Source organism: Bacillus sp. FSL K6-3312 (genome assembly GCF_038007485.1).
Taxonomy (GTDB): Bacteria; Bacillota; Bacilli; order Bacillales; family Bacillaceae; genus Bacillus; species Bacillus pumilus.
In genome coordinates this window covers 3042334-3061824 of record NZ_JBBOXI010000001.1, presented here as the reverse complement: position 1 = coordinate 3061824, position 19491 = coordinate 3042334, and the positions used below count along the sequence as shown (strand labels likewise).

At 41.6% G+C, this 19491-nt stretch carries 22 protein-coding genes; 13 read left to right on the top strand and 9 right to left on the bottom strand.

The window, feature by feature from the left end; translation table 11 throughout:
* Positions 1–10: 10 nt before the first annotated feature.
* On the bottom strand, positions 11–1912 hold the full coding sequence (locus MHI11_RS16100) for a transglycosylase domain-containing protein (RefSeq protein ID WP_044140808.1): 1902 nt from the start codon (positions 1910–1912) through the stop codon (positions 11–13).
* Between the two features lie 108 nt (positions 1913–2020).
* Entirely contained in the window at positions 2021–3199 is a 1179-nt protein-coding gene (locus MHI11_RS16095) for an MFS transporter (protein ID WP_044140807.1), read from the bottom strand.
* Between the two features lie 218 nt (positions 3200–3417).
* Here MHI11_RS16095 and kapD point away from each other — a divergent pair, with 218 nt between their 5' ends.
* Complete coding sequence (gene kapD, locus MHI11_RS16090) at positions 3418–4035, top strand: 3'-5' exonuclease KapD (RefSeq protein ID WP_003213730.1); 618 nt, start codon at positions 3418–3420, stop codon at positions 4033–4035.
* Here the strand turns inward: kapD and MHI11_RS16085 are convergent.
* Positions 4032–4424, bottom strand: coding sequence for a kinase-associated lipoprotein B (locus tag MHI11_RS16085; RefSeq protein ID WP_044140805.1), 393 nt, complete (start codon positions 4422–4424; stop codon positions 4032–4034). The two genes, kapD and MHI11_RS16085, sit on opposite strands and share 4 nt — an antisense overlap.
* A 90-nt stretch (positions 4425–4514) precedes the next feature.
* Between MHI11_RS16085 and MHI11_RS16080 the strand changes: the two genes are divergently transcribed.
* Positions 4515–4694 carry a hypothetical protein gene (locus MHI11_RS16080; protein WP_044140804.1) on the top strand — a complete coding sequence of 60 codons (180 nt, stop codon included), beginning with the start codon at positions 4515–4517 and terminating at the stop codon, positions 4692–4694.
* Here the strand turns inward: MHI11_RS16080 and MHI11_RS16075 are convergent, their stop codons facing one another.
* Positions 4695–5987 (bottom strand): ATP-binding protein, encoded by a 1293-nt coding sequence (locus MHI11_RS16075; RefSeq protein ID WP_340912779.1) that lies wholly within the window; start codon positions 5985–5987, stop codon positions 4695–4697.
* Positions 5988–6120: 133 nt separating this feature from the next.
* On the bottom strand, positions 6121–7296 hold the full coding sequence (locus MHI11_RS16070) for a MalY/PatB family protein (protein WP_340961538.1): 1176 nt from the start codon (positions 7294–7296) through the stop codon (positions 6121–6123).
* An 83-nt stretch (positions 7297–7379) separates the two neighbouring features.
* On the opposite strand from MHI11_RS16070, the gene MHI11_RS16065 reads away from it, so the two are divergent.
* Positions 7380–7640, top strand: a complete 261-nt coding sequence (locus MHI11_RS16065) for a YugE family protein (RefSeq protein ID WP_003213422.1) — start codon at positions 7380–7382, stop codon at positions 7638–7640.
* On the opposite strand, the gene MHI11_RS16060 is transcribed toward MHI11_RS16065, so the two are convergent.
* Positions 7637–8461 (bottom strand): alpha/beta fold hydrolase, encoded by an 825-nt coding sequence (locus MHI11_RS16060; protein WP_050944033.1) that lies wholly within the window; start codon positions 8459–8461, stop codon positions 7637–7639. The two genes, MHI11_RS16065 and MHI11_RS16060, sit on opposite strands and share 4 nt — an antisense overlap.
* A gap of 176 nt (positions 8462–8637) precedes the next feature.
* Here MHI11_RS16060 and MHI11_RS16055 point away from each other — a divergent pair, with 176 nt between their 5' ends.
* The 3 genes from MHI11_RS16055 (at position 8638) to yugI (ending at position 10924) form a co-directional block, all read left to right on the top strand.
* Entirely contained in the window at positions 8638–9138 is a 501-nt protein-coding gene (locus MHI11_RS16055) for an Lrp/AsnC family transcriptional regulator (protein WP_003213765.1), read from the top strand.
* Positions 9139–10332, top strand: a complete 1194-nt coding sequence (locus MHI11_RS16050; RefSeq protein ID WP_044140799.1) for an aminotransferase — start codon at positions 9139–9141, stop codon at positions 10330–10332.
* A gap of 199 nt (positions 10333–10531) precedes the next feature.
* Positions 10532–10924, top strand: coding sequence for a S1 domain-containing post-transcriptional regulator GSP13 (gene yugI, locus MHI11_RS16045; RefSeq protein ID WP_003213420.1), 393 nt, complete (start codon positions 10532–10534; stop codon positions 10922–10924).
* A 67-nt stretch (positions 10925–10991) separates the two neighbouring features.
* On the opposite strand, the gene MHI11_RS16040 is transcribed toward yugI, so the two are convergent.
* Entirely contained in the window at positions 10992–11228 is a 237-nt protein-coding gene (locus MHI11_RS16040; RefSeq protein WP_003212952.1) for a DUF378 domain-containing protein, read from the bottom strand.
* A 144-nt stretch (positions 11229–11372) separates the two neighbouring features.
* On the opposite strand from MHI11_RS16040, the gene MHI11_RS16035 reads away from it, so the two are divergent.
* From MHI11_RS16035 to MHI11_RS16025, 3 genes are all read left to right on the top strand, one after another.
* Complete coding sequence (locus MHI11_RS16035) at positions 11373–12536, top strand: iron-containing alcohol dehydrogenase (protein WP_044140798.1); 1164 nt, start codon at positions 11373–11375, stop codon at positions 12534–12536.
* Positions 12537–12657: 121 nt separating this feature from the next.
* Positions 12658–13830 (top strand): iron-containing alcohol dehydrogenase, encoded by a 1173-nt coding sequence (locus MHI11_RS16030; protein ID WP_044140797.1) that lies wholly within the window; start codon positions 12658–12660, stop codon positions 13828–13830.
* Between the two features lie 126 nt (positions 13831–13956).
* Complete coding sequence (locus MHI11_RS16025) at positions 13957–15312, top strand: glucose-6-phosphate isomerase (protein ID WP_340961535.1); 1356 nt, start codon at positions 13957–13959, stop codon at positions 15310–15312.
* A gap of 63 nt (positions 15313–15375) precedes the next feature.
* Here MHI11_RS16025 and MHI11_RS16020 read toward each other — a convergent pair.
* Positions 15376–16526 (bottom strand): IS3 family transposase gene (locus MHI11_RS16020; protein WP_106030396.1). Its coding sequence is split into 2 segments (ribosomal slippage): positions 15376–16253 and positions 16253–16526, totalling 1152 coding nucleotides; the frame shifts between segments, so codons are not numbered across the junction.
* A gap of 184 nt (positions 16527–16710) precedes the next feature.
* Here MHI11_RS16020 and MHI11_RS16015 point away from each other — a divergent pair.
* On the top strand, positions 16711–16929 hold the full coding sequence (locus tag MHI11_RS16015) for a spore germination protein (protein ID WP_044140795.1): 219 nt from the start codon (positions 16711–16713) through the stop codon (positions 16927–16929).
* A 31-nt stretch (positions 16930–16960) separates the two neighbouring features.
* Positions 16961–17362 (top strand): YugN-like family protein, encoded by a 402-nt coding sequence (locus tag MHI11_RS16010; RefSeq protein WP_012011078.1) that lies wholly within the window; start codon positions 16961–16963, stop codon positions 17360–17362.
* Here the strand turns inward: MHI11_RS16010 and MHI11_RS16005 are convergent.
* The gene (locus MHI11_RS16005; protein WP_340961533.1) at positions 17359–18345 is read right to left on the bottom strand and encodes a potassium channel family protein; all 987 of its coding nucleotides are present in this window, start codon (positions 18343–18345) and stop codon (positions 17359–17361) included. The two genes, MHI11_RS16010 and MHI11_RS16005, sit on opposite strands and share 4 nt — an antisense overlap.
* 118 nt (positions 18346–18463) lie before the next feature.
* Here MHI11_RS16005 and MHI11_RS16000 point away from each other — a divergent pair, with 118 nt between their 5' ends.
* Together MHI11_RS16000 and MHI11_RS15995 are read left to right on the top strand one after the other, a co-directional pair.
* The gene (locus MHI11_RS16000) at positions 18464–18688 is read left to right on the top strand and encodes a hypothetical protein (RefSeq protein WP_003213467.1); all 225 of its coding nucleotides are present in this window, start codon (positions 18464–18466) and stop codon (positions 18686–18688) included.
* Between the two features lie 81 nt (positions 18689–18769).
* Positions 18770–19444, top strand: a complete 675-nt coding sequence (locus MHI11_RS15995) for a zinc metallopeptidase (RefSeq protein WP_041816317.1) — start codon at positions 18770–18772, stop codon at positions 19442–19444.
* The last annotated feature ends 47 nt before the right edge of the window (positions 19445–19491 follow it).

Here is a 19491-nt window from a genome sequence, read left to right as displayed (position 1 = left end):
CACATCCTGTTTATCTGGCGTATTGCATCGTATTCTTCCAAATACGTAAGTGCGGACTTGAGCTGTAAATAGATTCAACCGTTCCTCTATCTCTTCCAACCCATACACCCATTGTATATTGATCTGTCAGTCCAACAAACCAAATGTCTTTGTAGTCATTGGATGTCCCTGTTTTACCACCAATGTAAGGGGAACTGAAATTCGCTTTTTTCCCTGTTCCGCTTTTTACAACGGAGGCAAGCAGTTTACGCATGGTGTCATTTGTCCGTTGAGAATACACTTGCTTCGGTGACTCTTTCCACTTGTAAAGGGTTTTACCGTTTAAGTCTGTCACCTTTGTGATCGAATGATTTTGCGTGTAAGCACCTTGGTTGCCAAAGACGGTATACGCATCTGTTATTTCTAGCGGCGAGAAGCCCTTCGTAAATCCGCCAAGTGCAGAAGGCAGGCGATAATCATCCGCTACGATATGTTCGAATGAGAATTTCTCTAAATAACTGAAGCCTTTTTTGACACCGACTGTATCCAGCATTCGGATCGCAGGTGTATTGTAAGAGTTCTTAAAGGCTGTTTCAAGTGTGACGGTTCCATACGTTTTATGATTATAGTTCTGCGGACAGTATCCGCTGCTACAAAACTTGCCGGCACTAATTTTGCTTGAAGCTGTTGCACCGGTTTGGTCGATGTAAGGACCATAGTCTAAAAGCGGCTTAATCGCAGAACCAGGCTGTCTTTGCGCTTGATAGGCGTAGTTGAAATCAAACTTTTTATAGTTCTTCCCGCCAGCAAGTGCAACAATTTGATGTGTTTCATGATGAATGACCGCTGATCCGCCTTCTACACCTTGGTAAGGTAGTTGCGCATTGAGCTGATAGACGGCTCGTTGCTGTAAGGAAGGATCAAGTGCCGTATAAATTTTGACACCATCCTGAAGCAGAGCACTAACCTTTTCAGATAATTCTTTTTGAATGGCTTTTTTTGCTCCATCTGTTTTGGCCTTCTTCAAGCGTTTTGTAAAGCCTTCCTGATCTGACACAAGATCGGTAAATTCCTCATTGGCATATGTCACATAGTCAGGGTAAAGGTTTTTCTTTTCACTCAAGGACAGGCTGATTTTTTGTTTGACGGCTTTTTTGTATTGCTTTTTGGTGATGACGCCGTCTTTCTTTAAAATACCTAGCAGTCGTTCTTGGCGTTTCTTTGTATGTTTGAATTGCTTCAATGGGTCATACAGTGTTGGGTTGTTTGGAATCGCAGAGATAAATGCCATCTGTGCAAGCGTTAAAGAACTAAGCGGCTTATCAAAATAGTAATTAGCCGCAGAACCGACACCGTAAACACCATTACTGAAATAAATCGTATTTAGATAGCTTTCGAGAATTTCATCTTTCGAGAATTTCCGCTCTAATTCATAGGAATAGAGCAGCTCTGTAAACTTTCGGGTGAACGAACGTTCATGGCTTAAATATAAATTACGAGATAATTGCTGTGTGATCGTACTTGCGCCTTGGCTAATGCCATGGTTTTTCACATTTGAGGCAAGGGCACGAACAACTCCCATAAAGTCAATGCCTTTATGGTCATAAAAGTTACGGTCCTCTGAGCGGAGGAACAGCTCCTTCACATGATCAGGAATTTTATCATACGTGACGAACACTCGGTTTTCATCGTTTGATACGATCTCAGAGATGAGAGAACCATCCCGGTCATACATATAACTGTTTTGGGAAAAATCTATCTTTTCCAGCTTGATTTTTTGATCAAGCACTTCGTTCACAGGCTTCACACTTGCAGCTTCTTCCTTTGATAGATAAAAAGTCAGAACAAATAATGGAATGAGGGCAGCAAGTAATAACCAACCAATCATTGCACGAAACATGAGGTCACTCACTTTCTTCAATTTTCTAGCCATATCGTACCATTCTTTTGCGAATACGAGAAGGTTATTTTTAGAAAAGAATGGGCTTGAAGTCTAGTGAATAAGGCTTCTACACAAGAAAAAAGAGTATCTGATGTTGGATCAGACACTCCTTTCTTTTGCCTTGGACTGTGAGCGGACTGCCCATAAAAATAATGCGCCAAATAGAAAAATTCCGGCGGTGACATAAAAGACAGCTGGAATCCCGTAATGACTCGCCACAATGCCGCCAATCACCGGACCGACAACATTCCCAAGAAAGCGGAAGCTGACATTGTATCCAAGCACTTCCCCTTGCATAGAGGCAGGTGCTTTGATCCGAATATACGCCGTCGTACACGGAATAATCCCGCCAAGTGCCATCCCGTATAGAAAGCGGAAAAGTACTAACATCGCATAGGAATCCGCCATTGCTTGCGGGATGAATAAAATAGAGGAGAGGATGAGAAGGGCAAGCAGCACCTTGTCGTGACCAATTCGATCTCCGAGATCTCCCCATTTTCGTGTAAAGAGCAGGTTGCCAAGTCCAGTTGCAGAGAACGCAAGACCTGCATAAAATGCGAGATTAACAGGACCGTGTAAATCATGAATGTATAAAGCCAAAAGTGGCTGAATGCTAAAGTTCCCTACTTGTGTAATAAACGTTAAAAGCATCGTGACGACAAGCAAAGGCTGTTTGAAAATATGAACGAGCACATCCTTCCGTGAGTAAGAAACGCGCCTCGCTTCTTTTGAACGGATGGGATGCTCTTTCACTCCGAAAATAATCACAATTGCTGACGCATAAATGACAGCCGCTGTGAGGAAAAACGTATAAATAAATCCGACGCTGTCTGCCATGAATCCGCCCATTAATGGACCAAACAATCCTCCGGCAACATTACTCATCTGCATCGTACCAAGGGTTTTACCGGCAGTTGCCTTTTCCGTCTGTGCAGAGATGAGTGCCATTGAAGTCGAGATAAAGCCTGTGACAAGCCCCATGAACAGCCGCAGGGCGAATAGCTGATAAACGGTTTGCACAAGCCCCATTAATAGAATACTTGTTGCAATCCCAATCCCGTTAATGAGCAAAATCTTTTTATAGCCATGCCGGTCTCCAATCCGTCCCCAAATCGGAGAAATCAGAAAGGCCGTTAAAAATGTGACGCCAAAGACATAGCCGCTCCATCTTTGGACAAATTCATTTGAATAACTGCTATCAAGAGATTCTATGTAAAGTGATAAAAAAGGGACGATCATTGTAATGCTGGCAGATACAAAAAAGTTCACAAACCACATGATGTATAAGTTTTTCTTCCTGTTTGTGATAGAGACCACCTTCTTTATTTATTTCGTGTTCCTTAATAATTATAAAGGAAAATAAACGATCTTTCATCTGATGGATAGGTTGGGCATAGTGAATCTGCATTATTTTCAAGAAAATGAAGTGATTTCAAGGTCCGTCTTAATATAATGGTATCAGAATGAAAAACTGACGAAAAAGTGAGGTGAGACTGGTGGAACAGAAGACGGTGCTTGTGGTCGATTTTGAATTTACGATGCCTGATGGAAAGTATCATCCGCAAAATTTTTTTCCTGAAATTATTGAAGCTGGGGTAGTGAAAGCGGCAAGTGAAACGATCATAGACACGTTCTCTAGCTACGTCAAACCGAAAAAGTTCCCGAAGCTGACGAAGCGCTGTAAATCGTTCCTCGGCATTACGCAGCAGGATGTAGAGAGCGGGATTTCCTTTGAGGCATTTATCGAGAAGCTTGTGTCGCTTGATGGGGGAGAGGATTGTGAGATTATTACATGGGGCAATATGGACATGAAAGTGCTGAAGCAAAACTGTATGCTCAATCACATTGCCTTTCCTTTTAAGGGGAAGCTGAGGGACCTTGCCTTTGAATATAAAACTTTTTTTGGTGATCGCACACTGACAGGGCTTCGGAAAGCGGCAAAGGAATACGGCAGTGAAGGAGCTGGTAAGCATCATAAGGCACTAGATGATGCCATGACGACTTATCAGCTGTTAACCCTTTTTGAAAAAGACAGAGCCTATGTGGAAAATCCGCAAACAACCAAAATTGGTGAGCTGATTGATTTCTCACACTTTTTTGATTCGGCTGATTAGCGGGCGTCTTCTGGAAAATAATCTTTTTCGAGAGAAGATAGGCATGCTCTTGATTTTTCAGCCCATTTTGAATCATCCGCATGGAGCGCTTGTTTTAATTTTTCTACAGCTTCTTTTAGTGATACTTGATAATCTGGTATAACGCCATCATAAGGCTTCACCATATGATGAGGGATATTCGTCTGTTCACGATAGGCCAAAGCCCGTCTTTCTTGGAAAAAAGGCACGTCTGCTTCTTTTGGGTGATGCAGGTCGCCTTGAGTGGGATGTGTCAGAACGGCTTTTACTTGAACGAGATAGGCCGATGGTTTCACTGCTGTCACTTCCCCAACGTAAACACCTGTTTTATAAAAACCTTTCACAACTTGTCCAATTTGAATGTCTGTCATGTGAAATTCCTCCATTTCCTTCTCGTAGGAAGGTATTTCATTTCTTTTAGCCAATATAGTGAAGTAAACGAGCAAAAGGGGGAATGGCGAATGCTGTCGTTCATCGCACTCTTTCTACTGTATTTTCCTGAAGATAAAAGGGAGTACATCCCAGCGGCAATCACCACGGTGATTTTCTTTATGGCTGCATTTATTTGCTTTCGTCTGATCGTTCGTGCGTCTAAGAAGCAGGAGCGGATAGATGAAAAAAAGACAAAAAAAATGGAGTGATCATTTTCTTCTTGTATCTTCAGGAAACTTCACGGTAACGGTTGTACCAGACTGAAGCGAGCTTTTGAAACGAATGGTGCCATGGTGATTTTCAATGATAGAAAATGTCACGGTCAGCCCAAGTCCAGTCCCTTTATTTTTCAAGGTGTAATAGGGTTCGCCAAGCTTTTTCATTTGGTTTTCTGTCATTCCTACACCGTTATCTACGAAATAAATGCATATTTTATGATTTTCTTTTGAAGCAAAAAGTTCAATTTTCCCTTCGTGTTCTGGGGCTGCTTCAATCGCATTTTTGATTAAATTAATCATGACTTGCTTAATCTTCGTTTCATCACCTTGAATGTATAAGTCTGGTTCAATGGATTGATGAATCGTGACCGATTTGAAATTCGCATAGGATGTCATCAGTGATGCACATTCCTCGAGTAATTTAGATAGGTTGAGAGATTCAATTTGATAATAATTTTGTTTCGCAATGTCAAGATAACTCGTAATAATATCCTGCGCCCTGTCTAACTCGGACAGAACGAGATTTTTATAATCTTTATTGGTTGACGTCTCTTTTGTATTGTCACTAGAAAAGAGCAATTGGATAAAGCCTCTCACCACTGTCAGCGGATTGCGTACTTCATGGGCAACGCTTGCAGCGAGTTCACTTACAATGGTCAGCTTTTCTGATTGGACGAGCTGTGTTCTCATTTGCGCATTTTCTTTCACGAATTCAATGGAATAGATACTTAGCACGAGAAAGAATATGTAGTAAAGAGTTGAGAAAAATAACTCAAGTAACTTCTGCTGCATAATAAAGGCCGGGCTGTATTCCATTATGCTGACCGCAAATAGTCCAATGTAAATAAAGAATCCTTTGGATAAACCGATAAGCACTCCATACATCAGCTTTTTCAGCTTCGGATATTGACGCCATTTCCGGTAGAACAGAAATGGGATGAAAAAGTAAATCGGTACGACAATGAGTCCAACCCATAAAAAAGAGCCATACATCACGAATTTGACCATGGAACTTATCAAGATGGCGACGATCCCAGCTGTGTAGCCTCCGTATAAAATGGCAAGTACAAGAGGGATGGATTGAAGGCCAGTCTGCAAGTCTAAAATCGAACCAACTGGATACATAATACATAGTGCTGAAGAGATGGATGCGAATACTGTGATGAGCAGTTTATTCGTTTTTGGGAAATGAGCAGGGGTCCGGCTTAGCCATAGCGCATGATATAAAAAGATTGGAAATAGAATAAAAGATACATGGAGCAGAAAATCCTTGAACATTTCCATTTAAATGCTCTCCTCGTAAATAATAGTAATTCCTCTCATTATATCATTTCATGTACAAAGTAGATATGATAAAAGGAGGGTTTTTTTCTTTAAAAAGAACACCCGTGAGGATGTTCTTTCGATCATATAGGCCTTATTCAGATGATTGCGTAAACGCTTGTTGAAGGCGTTTCAATCCTTCTTTGACTGTTGAAGCAGGACAGCCGAGATTCATCCGAATAAAGCCGTCTCCTTCGAGTCCGTACACGTGACCAAGCTCTAGGATCACTTTGCCCTTTTTTAGCAAATTGCGTTTCAATTCCGCTTGACTGAATTGATAATCTCGAATGTCCAGCCATAATAAATAAGAAGCATCTGGTTTCATATAACGCATGTTTGGAAGATGTTCGTCCATATAGTCCATTGCCATTTTCATATTGTTTTCGAGATAAAGAACAAGTGCATCAAGCCACTCATCCCCATGGCGGTATGCTGCTTCCATCGCAGGGATCGCAAAAGCATTCAGTTTGGCCAGTCCGTTTCTTTGCATTTCATTGTTGAAAAGGGTTCTTTTTTCTTCATCGGAAATGATAATGGCAGATGCTTGGAGGCCAGCTAAATTAAATGTTTTACTTGGTGCAATGCACGTCACTGTGATATGTGCTATGTCGTCAGAAAGACTAGCAAATGGTACATGCGGCTTTCCATATAGCATCAAATCAGAATGAATCTCATCTGAAACGACTGTGACACCGTGCTTGATACAGAGGTCTCCTACTCGCTTTAACTCTTCTTTTGACCACGCTCTTCCGGAAGGATTATGCGGATGACAGAGGAACATGAGCTTCGCTTCTGGTCTGCTTAATTTTTTCTCTAAATCATCAAAATCCATGACATAGCGGTTGTTTTCTATTTTTAAAGAATTGGTTGAGACTGTTCGTCCATTTCGTTCAATCATTTGATAAAAAGGAGTATACACAGGGGACTGTATGACGACTTCGTCACTTGGTTCTGTATAGGCTTGGACTGCAAAACTAAGTGCCGTGACAATCCCAGGTGTGAAGGTGACAGCTTCTGTCTGGATCGACCATCCATGCCTTCTTTTGAGCCATTCAGCTACTGCCTGCTGCGTATCCTGATCTTGAAAAGCATAGCCAAATACACCGTGATCCAATCGCTTTTTTAATGCATCAAGGACGACCTGCGGCGCTTTAAAATCCATATCGGCTACCCACATTGGCAGCGCATCTGTTGTAAGGAATAAAGACTCTGCTTGATCCCATTTCACTGATTTTGAACCTTTACGTATGATCTGTTCGTCGAAATTCATGAAACCCACCTCTAGCCGTTTTTCAACCATTGTTGGTTGTGCTAAAATAAACATCACAAAATTTATTATAAGCGGTGATACCGATGAAAGATAGTCAAGCTGTAGAAGAGATGATTCAACTCATTAAGGCATGGGACCCTTTTCAATATGGGGAGGACTTTTATGAAACGGAGCCTGCTGACGTCATCAGTGCATTATACGACGCAGAAGACTCTTTATCTTTAGCAAAAGACATTCAAGCCATTTATCATCACTCATTTGAGCAGCTCCTGCCTTTTGAGAGCTGTCAACATATAGCGAATCAGCTTTTCGTCATACGAGACAGCAGCTCCTGCACACGCTAAGACAGGCTGAAATGTCCGATTTGATCAGACACAAAGACCGGATTTTCCTCAGGAACGAGGTGCCCGGTTTTTTTTAATGCGTGCAAGGTCGAGTTTGGCAGATCCTTGTGCAGCCTCTCTCCTATTTGGATGGGAACGATTCGATCTTCCTCACCCCAAATGAGCAGCACAGGTGTCTCCATTTTCTTTAGGACATCCGAGGTCAAATCCCCTTCCCGGTGCCGAATCAAGCGGAAAATCCCTCGGAAAATTTGATCATCAGAAAAAGGCTTTAAATATCCATCCACCATCTCTTGATCAATGATGGAATGATCATGCACAACAGCCGTTAAATTTTTCATGATGCCTTGCTTCAAGAGCTTTCTTTTAAGATAGAGATAAAAATAAGGAATATATGTGCTGTAAACAACTGATCTCTTTGATTTATTTAAATATCCTGAGCTGCACAAAAGGACCGCCTTTTCAAATAGGTCTGGCCGTTCAGATGCGGCATATAAAGCAATTTGGCCGCCCATCGAATGACCCACAAGGATCGCATGCTGAATCTGTAAGTAACCAGCTAGCTCGATAATGATCTTTGCCATGTTGCGATAGCTGTAAATAAACGTATTCGACTTCTCGGACTGTCCAAATGGCGGCAGATCGATCGCGATTAAATTGAAGTCTTGTTTCAGAAGCGGGATGAGCTTTCGATAGCTGAAGGTAGAAGAGAAAAGACCATGAATTAAGATCAATGTTTTCTTCCCCTGATTTGGATAGTGCTCGTAATAGATGTCTAAACCGAATTTACTTTTCATATAAGCTGGCTGAACAATGTCCATACTCATCACTCCGATACTTGATACTCTCTCTGTTAGGTGACTGTATTGTACCCTAAAAAGTGGATTTCAAGCTATGGTTAGCATCTTTTCCCTGCTTAGCATAATGGGAAAAACGTGCTATAATGTTCAGAAGATTTTTTAAAACTAGCTTTTTACAATCTGAGGTGTGAAATTAAATGAAACTAACAGAAAAAGAAACTGAAATATTAGAGATTTTAGATGAAAACAGCCGTGCCGATTTAAATACAATTGCAAAAATGGCAGGCGTGACAACAGAAGAAGCAGAAGCGATTATTCAAAAACTTGAAGATCAAAAAGTCATTATTGATTACTCAACCATGATTGACTGGCGTAAAGTAGATGGTCACGAAGGCGTCACAGCAATGATTGATGTCAAAGTGACACCAAAAAGAGGCGTCGGATTTGATGAAATTGCTGAACGTATTTACCGCTTTCAGGAAGTGGAGTCTGTCTATCTCATGTCAGGTGTTTACGATCTATCTGTTGTGATCCGCGGAAGATCTATGTCTGATATTGCCCGCTTCGTGTCTGAAAAATTATCGACACTTGATTCCGTTGTTTCAACAACTACCCACTTTATTTTGAAGAGATATAAACATGATGGGAAAGTGTTTGAAACAGGAGACGATGACAAAAGAATCGTGGTGTCACCTTAAATGAAAAAGTCTTATTTATCTGAAACGGTGCAAAGCATTCAGCCGTCAGGTATTCGAAAATTCTTTGATTTGGCAGCCACAATGGAAGGGGTCATTTCCCTTGGTGTTGGCGAGCCAGATTTCGTGACAGCTTGGAATGTCAGAGAAGCAAGTATTATGTCATTAGAACAAGGACTTACCTCTTATACGGCGAATGCAGGTCTGTTATCTTTGCGAAAAGAACTGAGCCACTATTTATATAAGCGATTTGACATCGATTACAGTCCTGAAGAAGAACTCATTATTACGGTAGGCGGAAGCCAGGCTCTTGATTTAGCCTTTCGTGCAATTTTAAACGGCGGCGATGAAGTGATCATTCCAGAGCCTTGTTTCGTAGCATATGGGGCCCTTACGACACTTGCGGGCGGAGTACCTGTTTATTTAAGTACATCGGCTGAAAAAGATTTCAAAGCAGATTCTGCGGATCTTCGCACGAAGTTGACGCCTAAGACAAAAGCGATCCTGCTTTGCTCACCATCAAATCCAACTGGCTCAGTCTATTCAAAGGAAGAGCTTGAAGATATTGCTCAATTTGCAAAAGAGCATGACCTTCTCATTATCACGGATGAGATTTACGCAGAGCTGACGTACGATGAAGCTTTTACAAGTGTGGCGGCAATTCAAGATATGAAGGAAAGAACGATCCTCATTTCAGGCTTTTCAAAAGGGTTTGCCATGACAGGCTGGCGCTTAGGATATGTGGCAGCACCTCCTGTACTGCGCGATGCCATGCTGAAAATACACCAATATTCTATGATGTGCGCACCCTCTATGGCACAATATGCAGCAGAAGAAGCCTTGAAAAATGGGCTTGAAGATGTAGAGAAAATGAAGAAAAGCTACAGAAGGCGGCGAAATTTGTTTGTCGGCTCTTTGAATGAACTGGGGCTCACATGTCACCAGCCAAACGGCGCATTTTACGCTTTCCCGTCCATTAAAACGACGGGCATGACGTCAGAACAATTTGCTGAGGAGCTGCTCCTAAGTGAAAAAGTAGCCGTAGTCCCTGGTAATGTCTTCGGACCGAGTGGTGAAGGTCATATTCGTTGTTCATATGCTTCGTCTCTTGACCATCTTCAGGAATCACTTTCAAGAATCCAGCGCTTTTTGCAGGAACGACAAGTGAAAGAAGAAGCACCTGCCATCATCAAATAAAAAAAAGGCATCAATCCATTAGGACTCATGCCTCTCAAATTAGGGGGGAATACTAGAAAGCATTCTTGTTTTCAGGTATTCCCCCTTTTGAACTGATCTAAACCCAATTAAAAAATATTTTGCGTAAAAGACCGTTCTGTGATATAGTTTTTAATTGCGTATAAACGAATATTAAAACATTTATTTAGGAGTTGTTATCATGGCGACAAAGTTTGAAGTAGGCAGTGTTTACACTGGTAAAGTAACAGGATTACAAGCGTATGGTGCGTTTGTTGCATTAGATGAAGAAACTCAAGGACTTGTGCATATTTCTGAAGTAACACATGGTTTCGTAAAAGACATCAACGAGCATCTTTCAATTGGTGACGAAGTTCAAGTGAAAGTTCTTTCTGTTGATGAAAAAGCTGGTAAAATCAGCCTTTCTATCCGTGCTACACAAGAAGCACCTGAAAGAAAAGAAAGCAAACCAAAGAAACAAAGACCACAGCAAGTGAAAGAAGAAGCTGCTACACCACAAGGTTTCAATACGCTTAAAGATAAACTTGAAGAGTGGATTGAGCAGTCTAACCGTAAAGACTTAATCAAGAAATAAAAAAAGCACCGCTTCAAACGGTGCCTTTGGCTGCCTCGTATAGGCGGCCTTTTTTATGTCTTTTTGTTTAGCGAACCTCTGGATTCGGCTCGTCACGGCGAACAGCTTCTTCGCTTGGCTTGAACAATAGACCAAGGTTAACAAGACCTGCAATTCCAACAAGACCATAAATAATACGTGATAATGCAGAGCCTTGTCCGCCAAAGATCGCTGCTACTAAGTCAAATTGAAAAAAGCCGATTAGTCCCCAGTTAATAGCACCGATAATCGTGAGCACGAGGGCAATACGCTGAATAGCACTCATCGTGATTCCTCCTTTCGCTACAGCATCAATACATTTATATTTTGCAGATTTTTAGCCAAACTATGCGTAAGAAAATGGATTAAAGCAAATTACTTTACTTTTGGAATGATTGAGGCGCATAATGTAGCGCGAGGAGGAGATCAAATGGATCGATTTACTTATTGGAACCCAACGAAATTAATATTTGGAAAGGGAGAAGTTTCAGCCCTTTCAGATGAACTCAAACACTACGGAAAAAACGTATTACTTGTATATGGTGGAGGCAGTATTAAACGAAACGGCCTTTATGACCAAGTTGTCAGCATCCTAAAAGAATCAGGAGCTGCAATCACTGAACTTGCTGGTGTTGAGCCAAACCCGCGCTTAACAACGGTAAGAAAAGGGGTTGAGCTTTGCAAAGAGAACAACGTTGACTTTATTTTGGCAGTTGGCGGCGGCAGTGTTATTGATGCAACGAAAGCGATCGCAGCCGGAGCCAAGTACGATGGAGATGCTTGGGATATCGTGACGCGTAAGCATGTCCCAATGGAAGCAATTCCGTTCGGTACGGTGTTAACCCTTGCTGCAACAGGTTCTGAAATGAACTCTGGATCAGTGATCACAAACTGGGAAACAAATGAGAAATATGGCTGGGGAAGTCCAGCAGTTTTCCCTAAATTCTCTATTCTTGATCCAGTGAACACATTCACTGTACCAAAAAACCATACGATTTATGGCATGGTTGATATGATGTCTCACGTGTTCGAACAATATTTCCATCACACGGAAAATACACCTTACCAAGACCGGATGTGTGAAGGGCTTCTTCGTACAGTCATTGAAACAGCACCGAAGCTGATTGGCGATCTAGAGAACTATGAGCTGCGTGAAACGATCTTATTCACTGGGACCATTGCGCTCAATGGTATGCTGTCAATGGGAGCACGCGGTGACTGGGCATCTCACAACATCGAGCATGCGGTATCTGCTGTCTATGATATCCCTCATGCAGGCGGACTTGCGATCTTGTTCCCGAACTGGATGAAGCATGTCATTCAGGAAAACCCAGGCCGCTTTAAACAATTAGCGGTACGCGTATTCGATGTGGATCCTGCGGGCAAAACAGACGAAGAAGTGGGCTTAGAAGGAATCGACAAATTGTCAGCTTTCTGGACAAGTCTTGGCGCACCGAACCGTTTAGCGGACTATGATATCAACGATGAGAAAATTGATTTAATCGCAGATCGTGCAATGGCACGCGGTGAATTTGGTCAATTTAAAAAGCTAAACAAAGAAGATGTTCTAGCTATTTTGAATGCTTCTTTATAATCAAACAATGAAAAGATAATTGCTTTCGAGCAGTTATCTTTTTTTGAGTTCGACGTGTACATATGTTAAAGTAGTCTTTCATGTTTTTGGATATATACGCTGTAAGGAGATGTATCAACAGATGGAAAATTTTATTTATTATAATCCAACGAAATTAATGTTTGGAAAAGGACAACTAGACGGACTAAAAAGCGAACTCGCTCGTTATGGAAAACGAGTGTTACTTGTATATGGTGGAGGCAGCATTAAGAAAAATGGTCTTTATGATAATGTGATCAGCGCGTTAAATGAAGCAGAAGCTGACGTATTTGAGCTGTCAGGTGTTGAACCAAACCCGCGCCTCACCACAGTGAAAAAAGGAATCGACATCTGCCAAAATGAAAAAATTGATTTCTTATTAGCTGTTGGCGGCGGCAGTGTGATCGACTGTACAAAAGCGATTGCAGCCGGAGCGGAATATGACGGAGATGTGTGGGACATTATCTCAAAGAAAACAACCGCTCAAAAAGCATTGCCGTTTGGCACAGTGCTGACACTTGCGGCAACTGGTTCAGAAATGAATCCAGACTCTGTCATCACAAACTGGGAAACAAATGAAAAATATGTGTGGGGCAGTTCAGTCACTCATCCTGCTTTTTCAATTTTAGACCCTGAGCATACTTATTCAGTGCCAGAAAATCAGACGGTGTACGGCATGGTCGATATGATGAGCCACGTCTTCGAACAATACTTCCATAATGTCAAAAACACGCCTTTACAGGATCGAATGTGTTTTGCTGTTCTTCAAACAGTCATCGAGACAGCACCAAAACTGCTTGAAGACTTACAAAACTATGAGCACCGTGAAACGATCCTTTACGCAGGAACGATCGCTTTAAATGGCACGCTGCAAATGGGGTACTTTGGCGACTGGGCGTCCCATACGATTGAGCATGCAGTATCGGCTGTCTATGACATTCCACATGCAGGCGGACTTGCAATCCTCTTCCCAAATTGGATGCGTCATACACTCGATCATAATGTGGAGCGCTTTAAAAATCTCATGCTGAACATGTTTGACATCGAGACAGAAGGAAAATCTGATCGTGATATCGCATTAGAAGGTATCGACAAACTGTCAGCATTCTGGACAAGCCTAGGTGCACCAAGCCGTCTAGCCGATTATGATATTGGTGAAGATCAGCTGGACAAAATTGCCGACATTGCGGCGAAAGAAATGGAATACGGTGGTTTTGGTAACTTTATGAAACTTGGTCGTGATGACATTCTTTCTATTTTGAAAGCTTCTTTATAATCCTGCTTGCCGTTTCTCTCTATGAGAAACGGCTTTTTGCTATCGGAGTGACGATCACTTGATTTCAATAGCTAGTTCCGCTAAAGTGAAAGGGACAGAACTAACGTAATGGAGGGCTTACAAGCGATGACACATATTCAATTTGACTACTCAAAAGCGTTACCTTTCTTTCAAGAACATGAGCTTACATATTTAAAAGATTTTGTGAAGGTGGCCCATCAAAATATTCATGAACAAACGGGTACAGGCAGTGATTATTTAGGCTGGGTTGACTTGCCGAAGCAATATGATCGCGAAGAATTTGCCCGCATTAAAAAAAGTGCAGATAAAATTAAGTCAGACTCTGATGTCTTGCTTGTTGTCGGAATCGGCGGTTCGTATCTCGGCGCACGTGCGGCGATTGAATTTTTGAACCACTCTTTCTATAACACGCTGCCAAAAGGCAAACGCAAGACGCCACAAATCATCTTTATTGGAAACAACATCAGTTCTTCTTATTTAACAGATGTGATGGATCTATTGGAAGATGCAGATTTCTCTATTAACGTCATTTCAAAATCTGGTACAACAACAGAGCCAGCGATTGCGTTCCGCATCTTTAAAAAGCTCCTCATTGAAAAATACGGTGCCGAAGAAGCGAAAAAACGTATTTATGCAACAACTGATAAGGCACGCGGTGCATTGAAAACATTAGCAACAGAAGAAGGCTACGAATCATTTATCATCCCTGATGATGTAGGTGGACGCTATTCAGTATTAACAGCAGTAGGTCTATTGCCAATTGCTGTGAGCGGTGCAGACATTGATCAGATGATGGAAGGTGCGGCAAAAGCAAGCGAAGACTTCGCTTCATCTGAGCTTTCTGAGAATGCGGCATACCAATATGCTGTCGTCCGTAATGTCCTTTACAATAAAGGCAGAACGATTGAAATGCTGATTAACTATGAGCCAGGACTGCAATACTTTGCAGAATGGTGGAAACAATTATTCGGTGAAAGTGAAGGGAAAGATGAAAAAGGAATCTACCCTTCATCTGCGAACTTCTCAACAGATCTTCATTCACTTGGTCAATATGTTCAAGAAGGAAGAAGAGACTTGTTTGAAACAATCGTTAATGTAGACAAGCCTCGTCATGAGCTTGTCATCGAAGCAGAAGAACAAGACCTTGATGGCTTGAACTATCTAGCAGGAAAAACGGTTGATTTCGTTAATAAAAAAGCATTTGAAGGAACGATGCTTGCTCATACAGATGGAAAAGTACCGAATCTGATCGTCACAATTCCTGAGATGGATGCTTATACATTCGGATATCTCGTTTACTTCTTTGAGAAAGCATGCGCGATGTCTGGATATCTACTAGGCGTTAATCCATTTGACCAGCCTGGTGTAGAAGCTTATAAAGTGAATATGTTTGCTTTATTAGGAAAACCAGGCTTCGAAGAGAAAAAAGCCGAACTTGAAAGCCGACTGAAACAATCGTAAGAATGAAAAGCACACCTTTGAAGGGGACTGACCCCCGTTTTTGAGACAGGGATCAAAACACCTTTATACAGCCAATTGCCGATAGTTTATCGGTGATTGGTTGTTTAGTTTCGTTTGAATACGAATGTTGTTATAATAATAAATGTATTCTTTGACAGTGCGTTCTACGATGCTGGTCGTAGTGCGGTCAATCCTGTTAAGATAGAACGTTTCAGACTTTAGTGAGGAATGAAACGATTCGATGGAGGCATTATCAGCGGGCGTCCCTTTACGGGACATGCTCATGGTAATGCCTTTTATATGAACAGCTTTCTGATACTCGTAAGATGTATACACAGAACCTTGATCGCTATGTAACACGCAATTCTCAGGCAGTGCTGGGAGCTGATTAAGTGTGTTTAAGATAAAGTCTGTGTCCTGCTTATCACCAATCGTAAAAGCAATCACTTCTCCATTATATAAATCCAAGATACTGGAAAGGTACAATTGTTTCTGTCCATAAGGCAAATACGTGATGTCCGTTACTAGTTTTTCAAGAGGGCGATCAGACTGAAAGTTCCGATCCAGTATATTACCGGCCACGGCATAGGGCTGCCCATTCTTCTTACGCTTTTTCATTTTAACCCGGCATTGCCACTGGTTTTTCTGCATGATACGTTGAACAGTTTTATGGTTAATACGCATTCTCCTTTTTAGTATGGCTGTGATTTTTCGATAACCATATCGATATTTGTGCTTTCGGCACAACGTGCCGACCTGTTTCTCTAGTTGTCTTTTAGAATGATTCTGAGTCAAATCCTTTTTCCATCTATAATACGAAGTACGTAAGATGCCTAAATGGACACAGATGTCCTGTACCGTCATCGTTTTGCACAATTCTTCTACCAGTTTGATTGACGTTTCCTTATCAACTTCCTTTCCAATTCGTTGTACTTTTTTAAAACTTCATTCTGTTGACTCAAATAGCGATTTTCTGCCTGCAGTCTCTCTAATTCGGAAGAGTACTCGGGACCCTTTCCATAGGTATATTGTTTTCCAACAGGCTGTTCGAACCGGTGTGTATCCCCAGCCTTATGCCACCTCACCCATGTCTGAACCTGCGTCTTATTCTTGATATTCAATTTCTGCATGATCTCTTTCATAGGTACGCCTGCCAATCTCATTTCTACAGCCTTCTGTTTGACTTCAACCGGATAACTCACTCTTGTCCCCATAGAAAAAACACCTCCATGTTTTATTTCGGATCACAACGATCCATTTTCAAACTTGAAGGTGTTTTTTATTTGTCTCATCTTATGGGGTCAGTCCCGAAGGGTGTGCCTTTTTTATTTTCTCACGGTTCCTGTGCAAGCCTCCTTACGCTCTGTACATAGAATAATGAGTAGAGGAGGGTGAAACATGAGAACGAATCATATTTACATTCACGATATTTCTGGCCAGGCAATCGTCAACTTTGGAAATGTCGGACGTATTTGTCCGATGAGTGCTGTAAAGGATACAGAAGGCGCTGGCAGTGCGAACGAGACGAATCAATCATCCAATCAAAGCTTATTTGATGCCACTTTTTCAAACAATGTACAAATCACGAGAGATAGATGTATGAATTCTTCTCTTTAACGAAACCTATTAGACAAAAGGAGGGTTTCGTATGATTCATGTACCATCCAGGCTGCCTGGTGAAAGCTTTTCACTTTACCATTTAGAAGAGACGATGAAGCCGCTCGGTTATGTTATTAATGGTAACTGGGATTACGATCACGGATACTTTGATTATAAAATTGATAATCGTGATGGCTATACTTTTCTCAGAGTTCCTTTTACAGCCGAAAAGGGCCAGCTGGATCAGCCAGGCGTTGTGGTGAAACTGGGAGATCCATTTCTCTTAAAGCATGTCTATCAAGATAAGTTAGATGATCATGCGATGGTTGGAAATGTGGGAGCATCCTTTAACCAATTCCAAGAACCAAAAGAGAAAGATGGAGATGTATCAAAAGCTTATACTGAGATTGGCTTTTCGCTCGTCAAGGAATTAGAAGACGCACTGCTTTAAAGGCTGATTAGTTCATCCTCTGGATGAAGCTCATAATCAAAGGGAGGATTCATCATGGGTCCTTCTTTTTTTTGTACACCGACAATGATCACATGATGCTCTAAAAAATGATGGAGCGCTGTTAAGAATGTTTCTCCGGCTAACGAAGCTGGAACCGGTATGATGGTGATCTGTTTATGCAAGGACATATGTCGTTTTTTCTTTAACGCTTTGAACTGTTCCTTTAAAAGAAAATGCTCGACCATTAAATGATTGACTGCATCAGAGGTATGAATGACTTGATTGGCGCCAGCCCGCTCGGCATTTTTCACGTAACGATCTGTTAAAATTTCAATTAAACAGTATAGAGAAGGGTTTAATCCTTTTGCTGCAAGTAATGTTAAAACACTCTGCATATCAGCTGTCACTTCATTCTCGTGCTGATCTGCGGTAATCATCAGTGCATCTGCACCTGAAATATTGGCTTTGCGAAGTGTGCCATCTTCGGTGCCATGTCCTTTAATAAAATGAACATTCTCTAAAAGCGGCCCTTCCTTCAAGGAGTCATCAATCAGCACAATCGGCATAGCTGGATCAATTGTTTGAAACGACTGAAGCAGTTTGTTCGTTTTCTCATTCCAGCCGACGATAATGAGATGTCCTTTCCCTTTAAAGGCGACCTTTCCTTCTACATAATGGTGCTGCTTGCTGAACACAGCGGCGGCAAGTGTGGCGAAATAAGCCGTGACAAAGCTTGCCCCGATCAGAATCAGCGCCATACCTGCGATTTGTCCGGGCATGGTTTGCGGCACAAAATCACCGTAGCCGACCGTCGCAACTGTAATGAGGGCCCACCAGATCCCATCAAAGATCGTATGATACTGCTTCGGTTCAAGTAAAACGATTAATTGTCCAAAAAAAAGAAGCAAGAAACAGATGATGATGGCAATTCGAAGATACAGTGGCCACCTTAGCCAAGCGATAAAGATACGATTTGATTTCATTGGACTCTTCCTTTCAGGAAACTGCTAATGTCAGTATGCCCGATTGAGGAAACATTTTTTCATCTTCGTCATGTAGATCCCATATCTTAAAATAAGAGAGAAGAAGGAGGGAATGCGAATGTCGTTCGTTCAAAAGACCGTACTTCTTTTTATCGGCGCTCACTTTTTATCATCAGCTATGATCTTACTTGTGTTTGACTTAAATGCGGTGAATCATTTTATGAATGATTTTTCATGGCTGCACTTTTTTCAAAACCTATACGGAACGGTGACCTTTTATACAGCATGCTTAGGTGTGTTCTTCTTTTTCATTGGCGTGGTGATCCCCCTTAAAAAGACCTAGTGCTTTTTTCTGTACACGTTACATAAAAGTCATTAAAATTGTAAATAAATATATAAAATAAAAAGGAAGCTGATGAGCATGCTGTTTTTTTATTTTTTAACTTTTGCCGCATTGGGATTATCATTTTGGGCACAATTTAAAGTAAAGAATAATTTTGAAAAGTATTCAAAGGTTGAAGCATCCAGTATGAAAACAGGTGCGGAAACCGCTCGACATATTTTAGATCGCAACGGGTTATACGACGTGCCTGTTGAACCGGTAAGAGGAACTTTGACAGATCATTACGACCCGACGCAGCGTGTGGTTCGCTTATCTGAACCTGTGTACTACGGCCATTCCATTTCGGCCATTTCAGTCGCATCACACGAGGTTGGACATGCCTTGCAGCATCAGGAATCCTATGGTGCGCTTGTCTTGAGACATAAGATCTTTCCTGTTGTGAACTTTGCATCTGGTGTTGCCCCGCTTCTTTTCCTTGGTGGAATCTTACTTGGCAGCCTTAACTTAATCGGGCTTGGGATCATTTTGTTCTCAGCGGCTGTGTTCTTTCAGCTTGTGACATTGCCTGTCGAGTTTAATGCAAGTTCTCGTGCGAAAGATATCATTGTTTCAGAAGGAATCATTAGAAGCAGTGAAGAAAGAGGCGTGAACAAGGTGTTAAATGCTGCCGCTCTTACGTACGTCGCAGCAGCCCTTGTCTCCTTGTTTGAATTGCTCCGTTTTGTAATGATCTTCCTAAATGGCCGTAATGATTAATTGATGCCAGAGGAGGTGAGCCCTTACCATTGTTAGGTAAGGGTTTT

Excerpts from the sequence above, each read along its gene's own strand:
- MHI11_RS16100 (WP_044140808.1), bottom strand. The coding sequence starts at position 1,912 with ATGGCTAGAAAATTGAAGAAAGTGAGTGACCTCATGTTTCGTGCAATG.
- MHI11_RS16095 (WP_044140807.1), bottom strand. The coding sequence starts at position 3,199 with ATGTGGTTTGTGAACTTTTTTGTATCTGCCAGCATTACAATGATCGTC.
- MHI11_RS16085 (WP_044140805.1), bottom strand. The coding sequence starts at position 4,424 with ATGACAGACATTCAAATTGGACAAGTTGTGAAAGGTTTTTATAAAACA.
- MHI11_RS16080 (WP_044140804.1), top strand. The coding sequence starts at position 4,515 with ATGCTGTCGTTCATCGCACTCTTTCTACTGTATTTTCCTGAAGATAAA.
- MHI11_RS16075 (WP_340912779.1), bottom strand. The coding sequence starts at position 5,987 with ATGGAAATGTTCAAGGATTTTCTGCTCCATGTATCTTTTATTCTATTT.
- MHI11_RS16070 (WP_340961538.1), bottom strand. The coding sequence starts at position 7,296 with ATGAATTTCGACGAACAGATCATACGTAAAGGTTCAAAATCAGTGAAA.
- MHI11_RS16065 (WP_003213422.1), top strand. The coding sequence starts at position 7,380 with ATGAAAGATAGTCAAGCTGTAGAAGAGATGATTCAACTCATTAAGGCA.
- MHI11_RS16060 (WP_050944033.1), bottom strand. The coding sequence starts at position 8,461 with ATGGACATTGTTCAGCCAGCTTATATGAAAAGTAAATTCGGTTTAGAC.
- MHI11_RS16055 (WP_003213765.1), top strand. The coding sequence starts at position 8,638 with ATGAAACTAACAGAAAAAGAAACTGAAATATTAGAGATTTTAGATGAA.
- MHI11_RS16050 (WP_044140799.1), top strand. The coding sequence starts at position 9,139 with ATGAAAAAGTCTTATTTATCTGAAACGGTGCAAAGCATTCAGCCGTCA.
- yugI (WP_003213420.1), top strand. The coding sequence starts at position 10,532 with ATGGCGACAAAGTTTGAAGTAGGCAGTGTTTACACTGGTAAAGTAACA.
- MHI11_RS16040 (WP_003212952.1), bottom strand. The coding sequence starts at position 11,228 with ATGAGTGCTATTCAGCGTATTGCCCTCGTGCTCACGATTATCGGTGCT.
- MHI11_RS16035 (WP_044140798.1), top strand. The coding sequence starts at position 11,373 with ATGGATCGATTTACTTATTGGAACCCAACGAAATTAATATTTGGAAAG.
- MHI11_RS16030 (WP_044140797.1), top strand. The coding sequence starts at position 12,658 with ATGGAAAATTTTATTTATTATAATCCAACGAAATTAATGTTTGGAAAA.
- MHI11_RS16025 (WP_340961535.1), top strand. The coding sequence starts at position 13,957 with ATGACACATATTCAATTTGACTACTCAAAAGCGTTACCTTTCTTTCAA.
- MHI11_RS16015 (WP_044140795.1), top strand. The coding sequence starts at position 16,711 with ATGAGAACGAATCATATTTACATTCACGATATTTCTGGCCAGGCAATC.
- MHI11_RS16010 (WP_012011078.1), top strand. The coding sequence starts at position 16,961 with ATGATTCATGTACCATCCAGGCTGCCTGGTGAAAGCTTTTCACTTTAC.
- MHI11_RS16005 (WP_340961533.1), bottom strand. The coding sequence starts at position 18,345 with ATGAAATCAAATCGTATCTTTATCGCTTGGCTAAGGTGGCCACTGTAT.
- MHI11_RS16000 (WP_003213467.1), top strand. The coding sequence starts at position 18,464 with ATGTCGTTCGTTCAAAAGACCGTACTTCTTTTTATCGGCGCTCACTTT.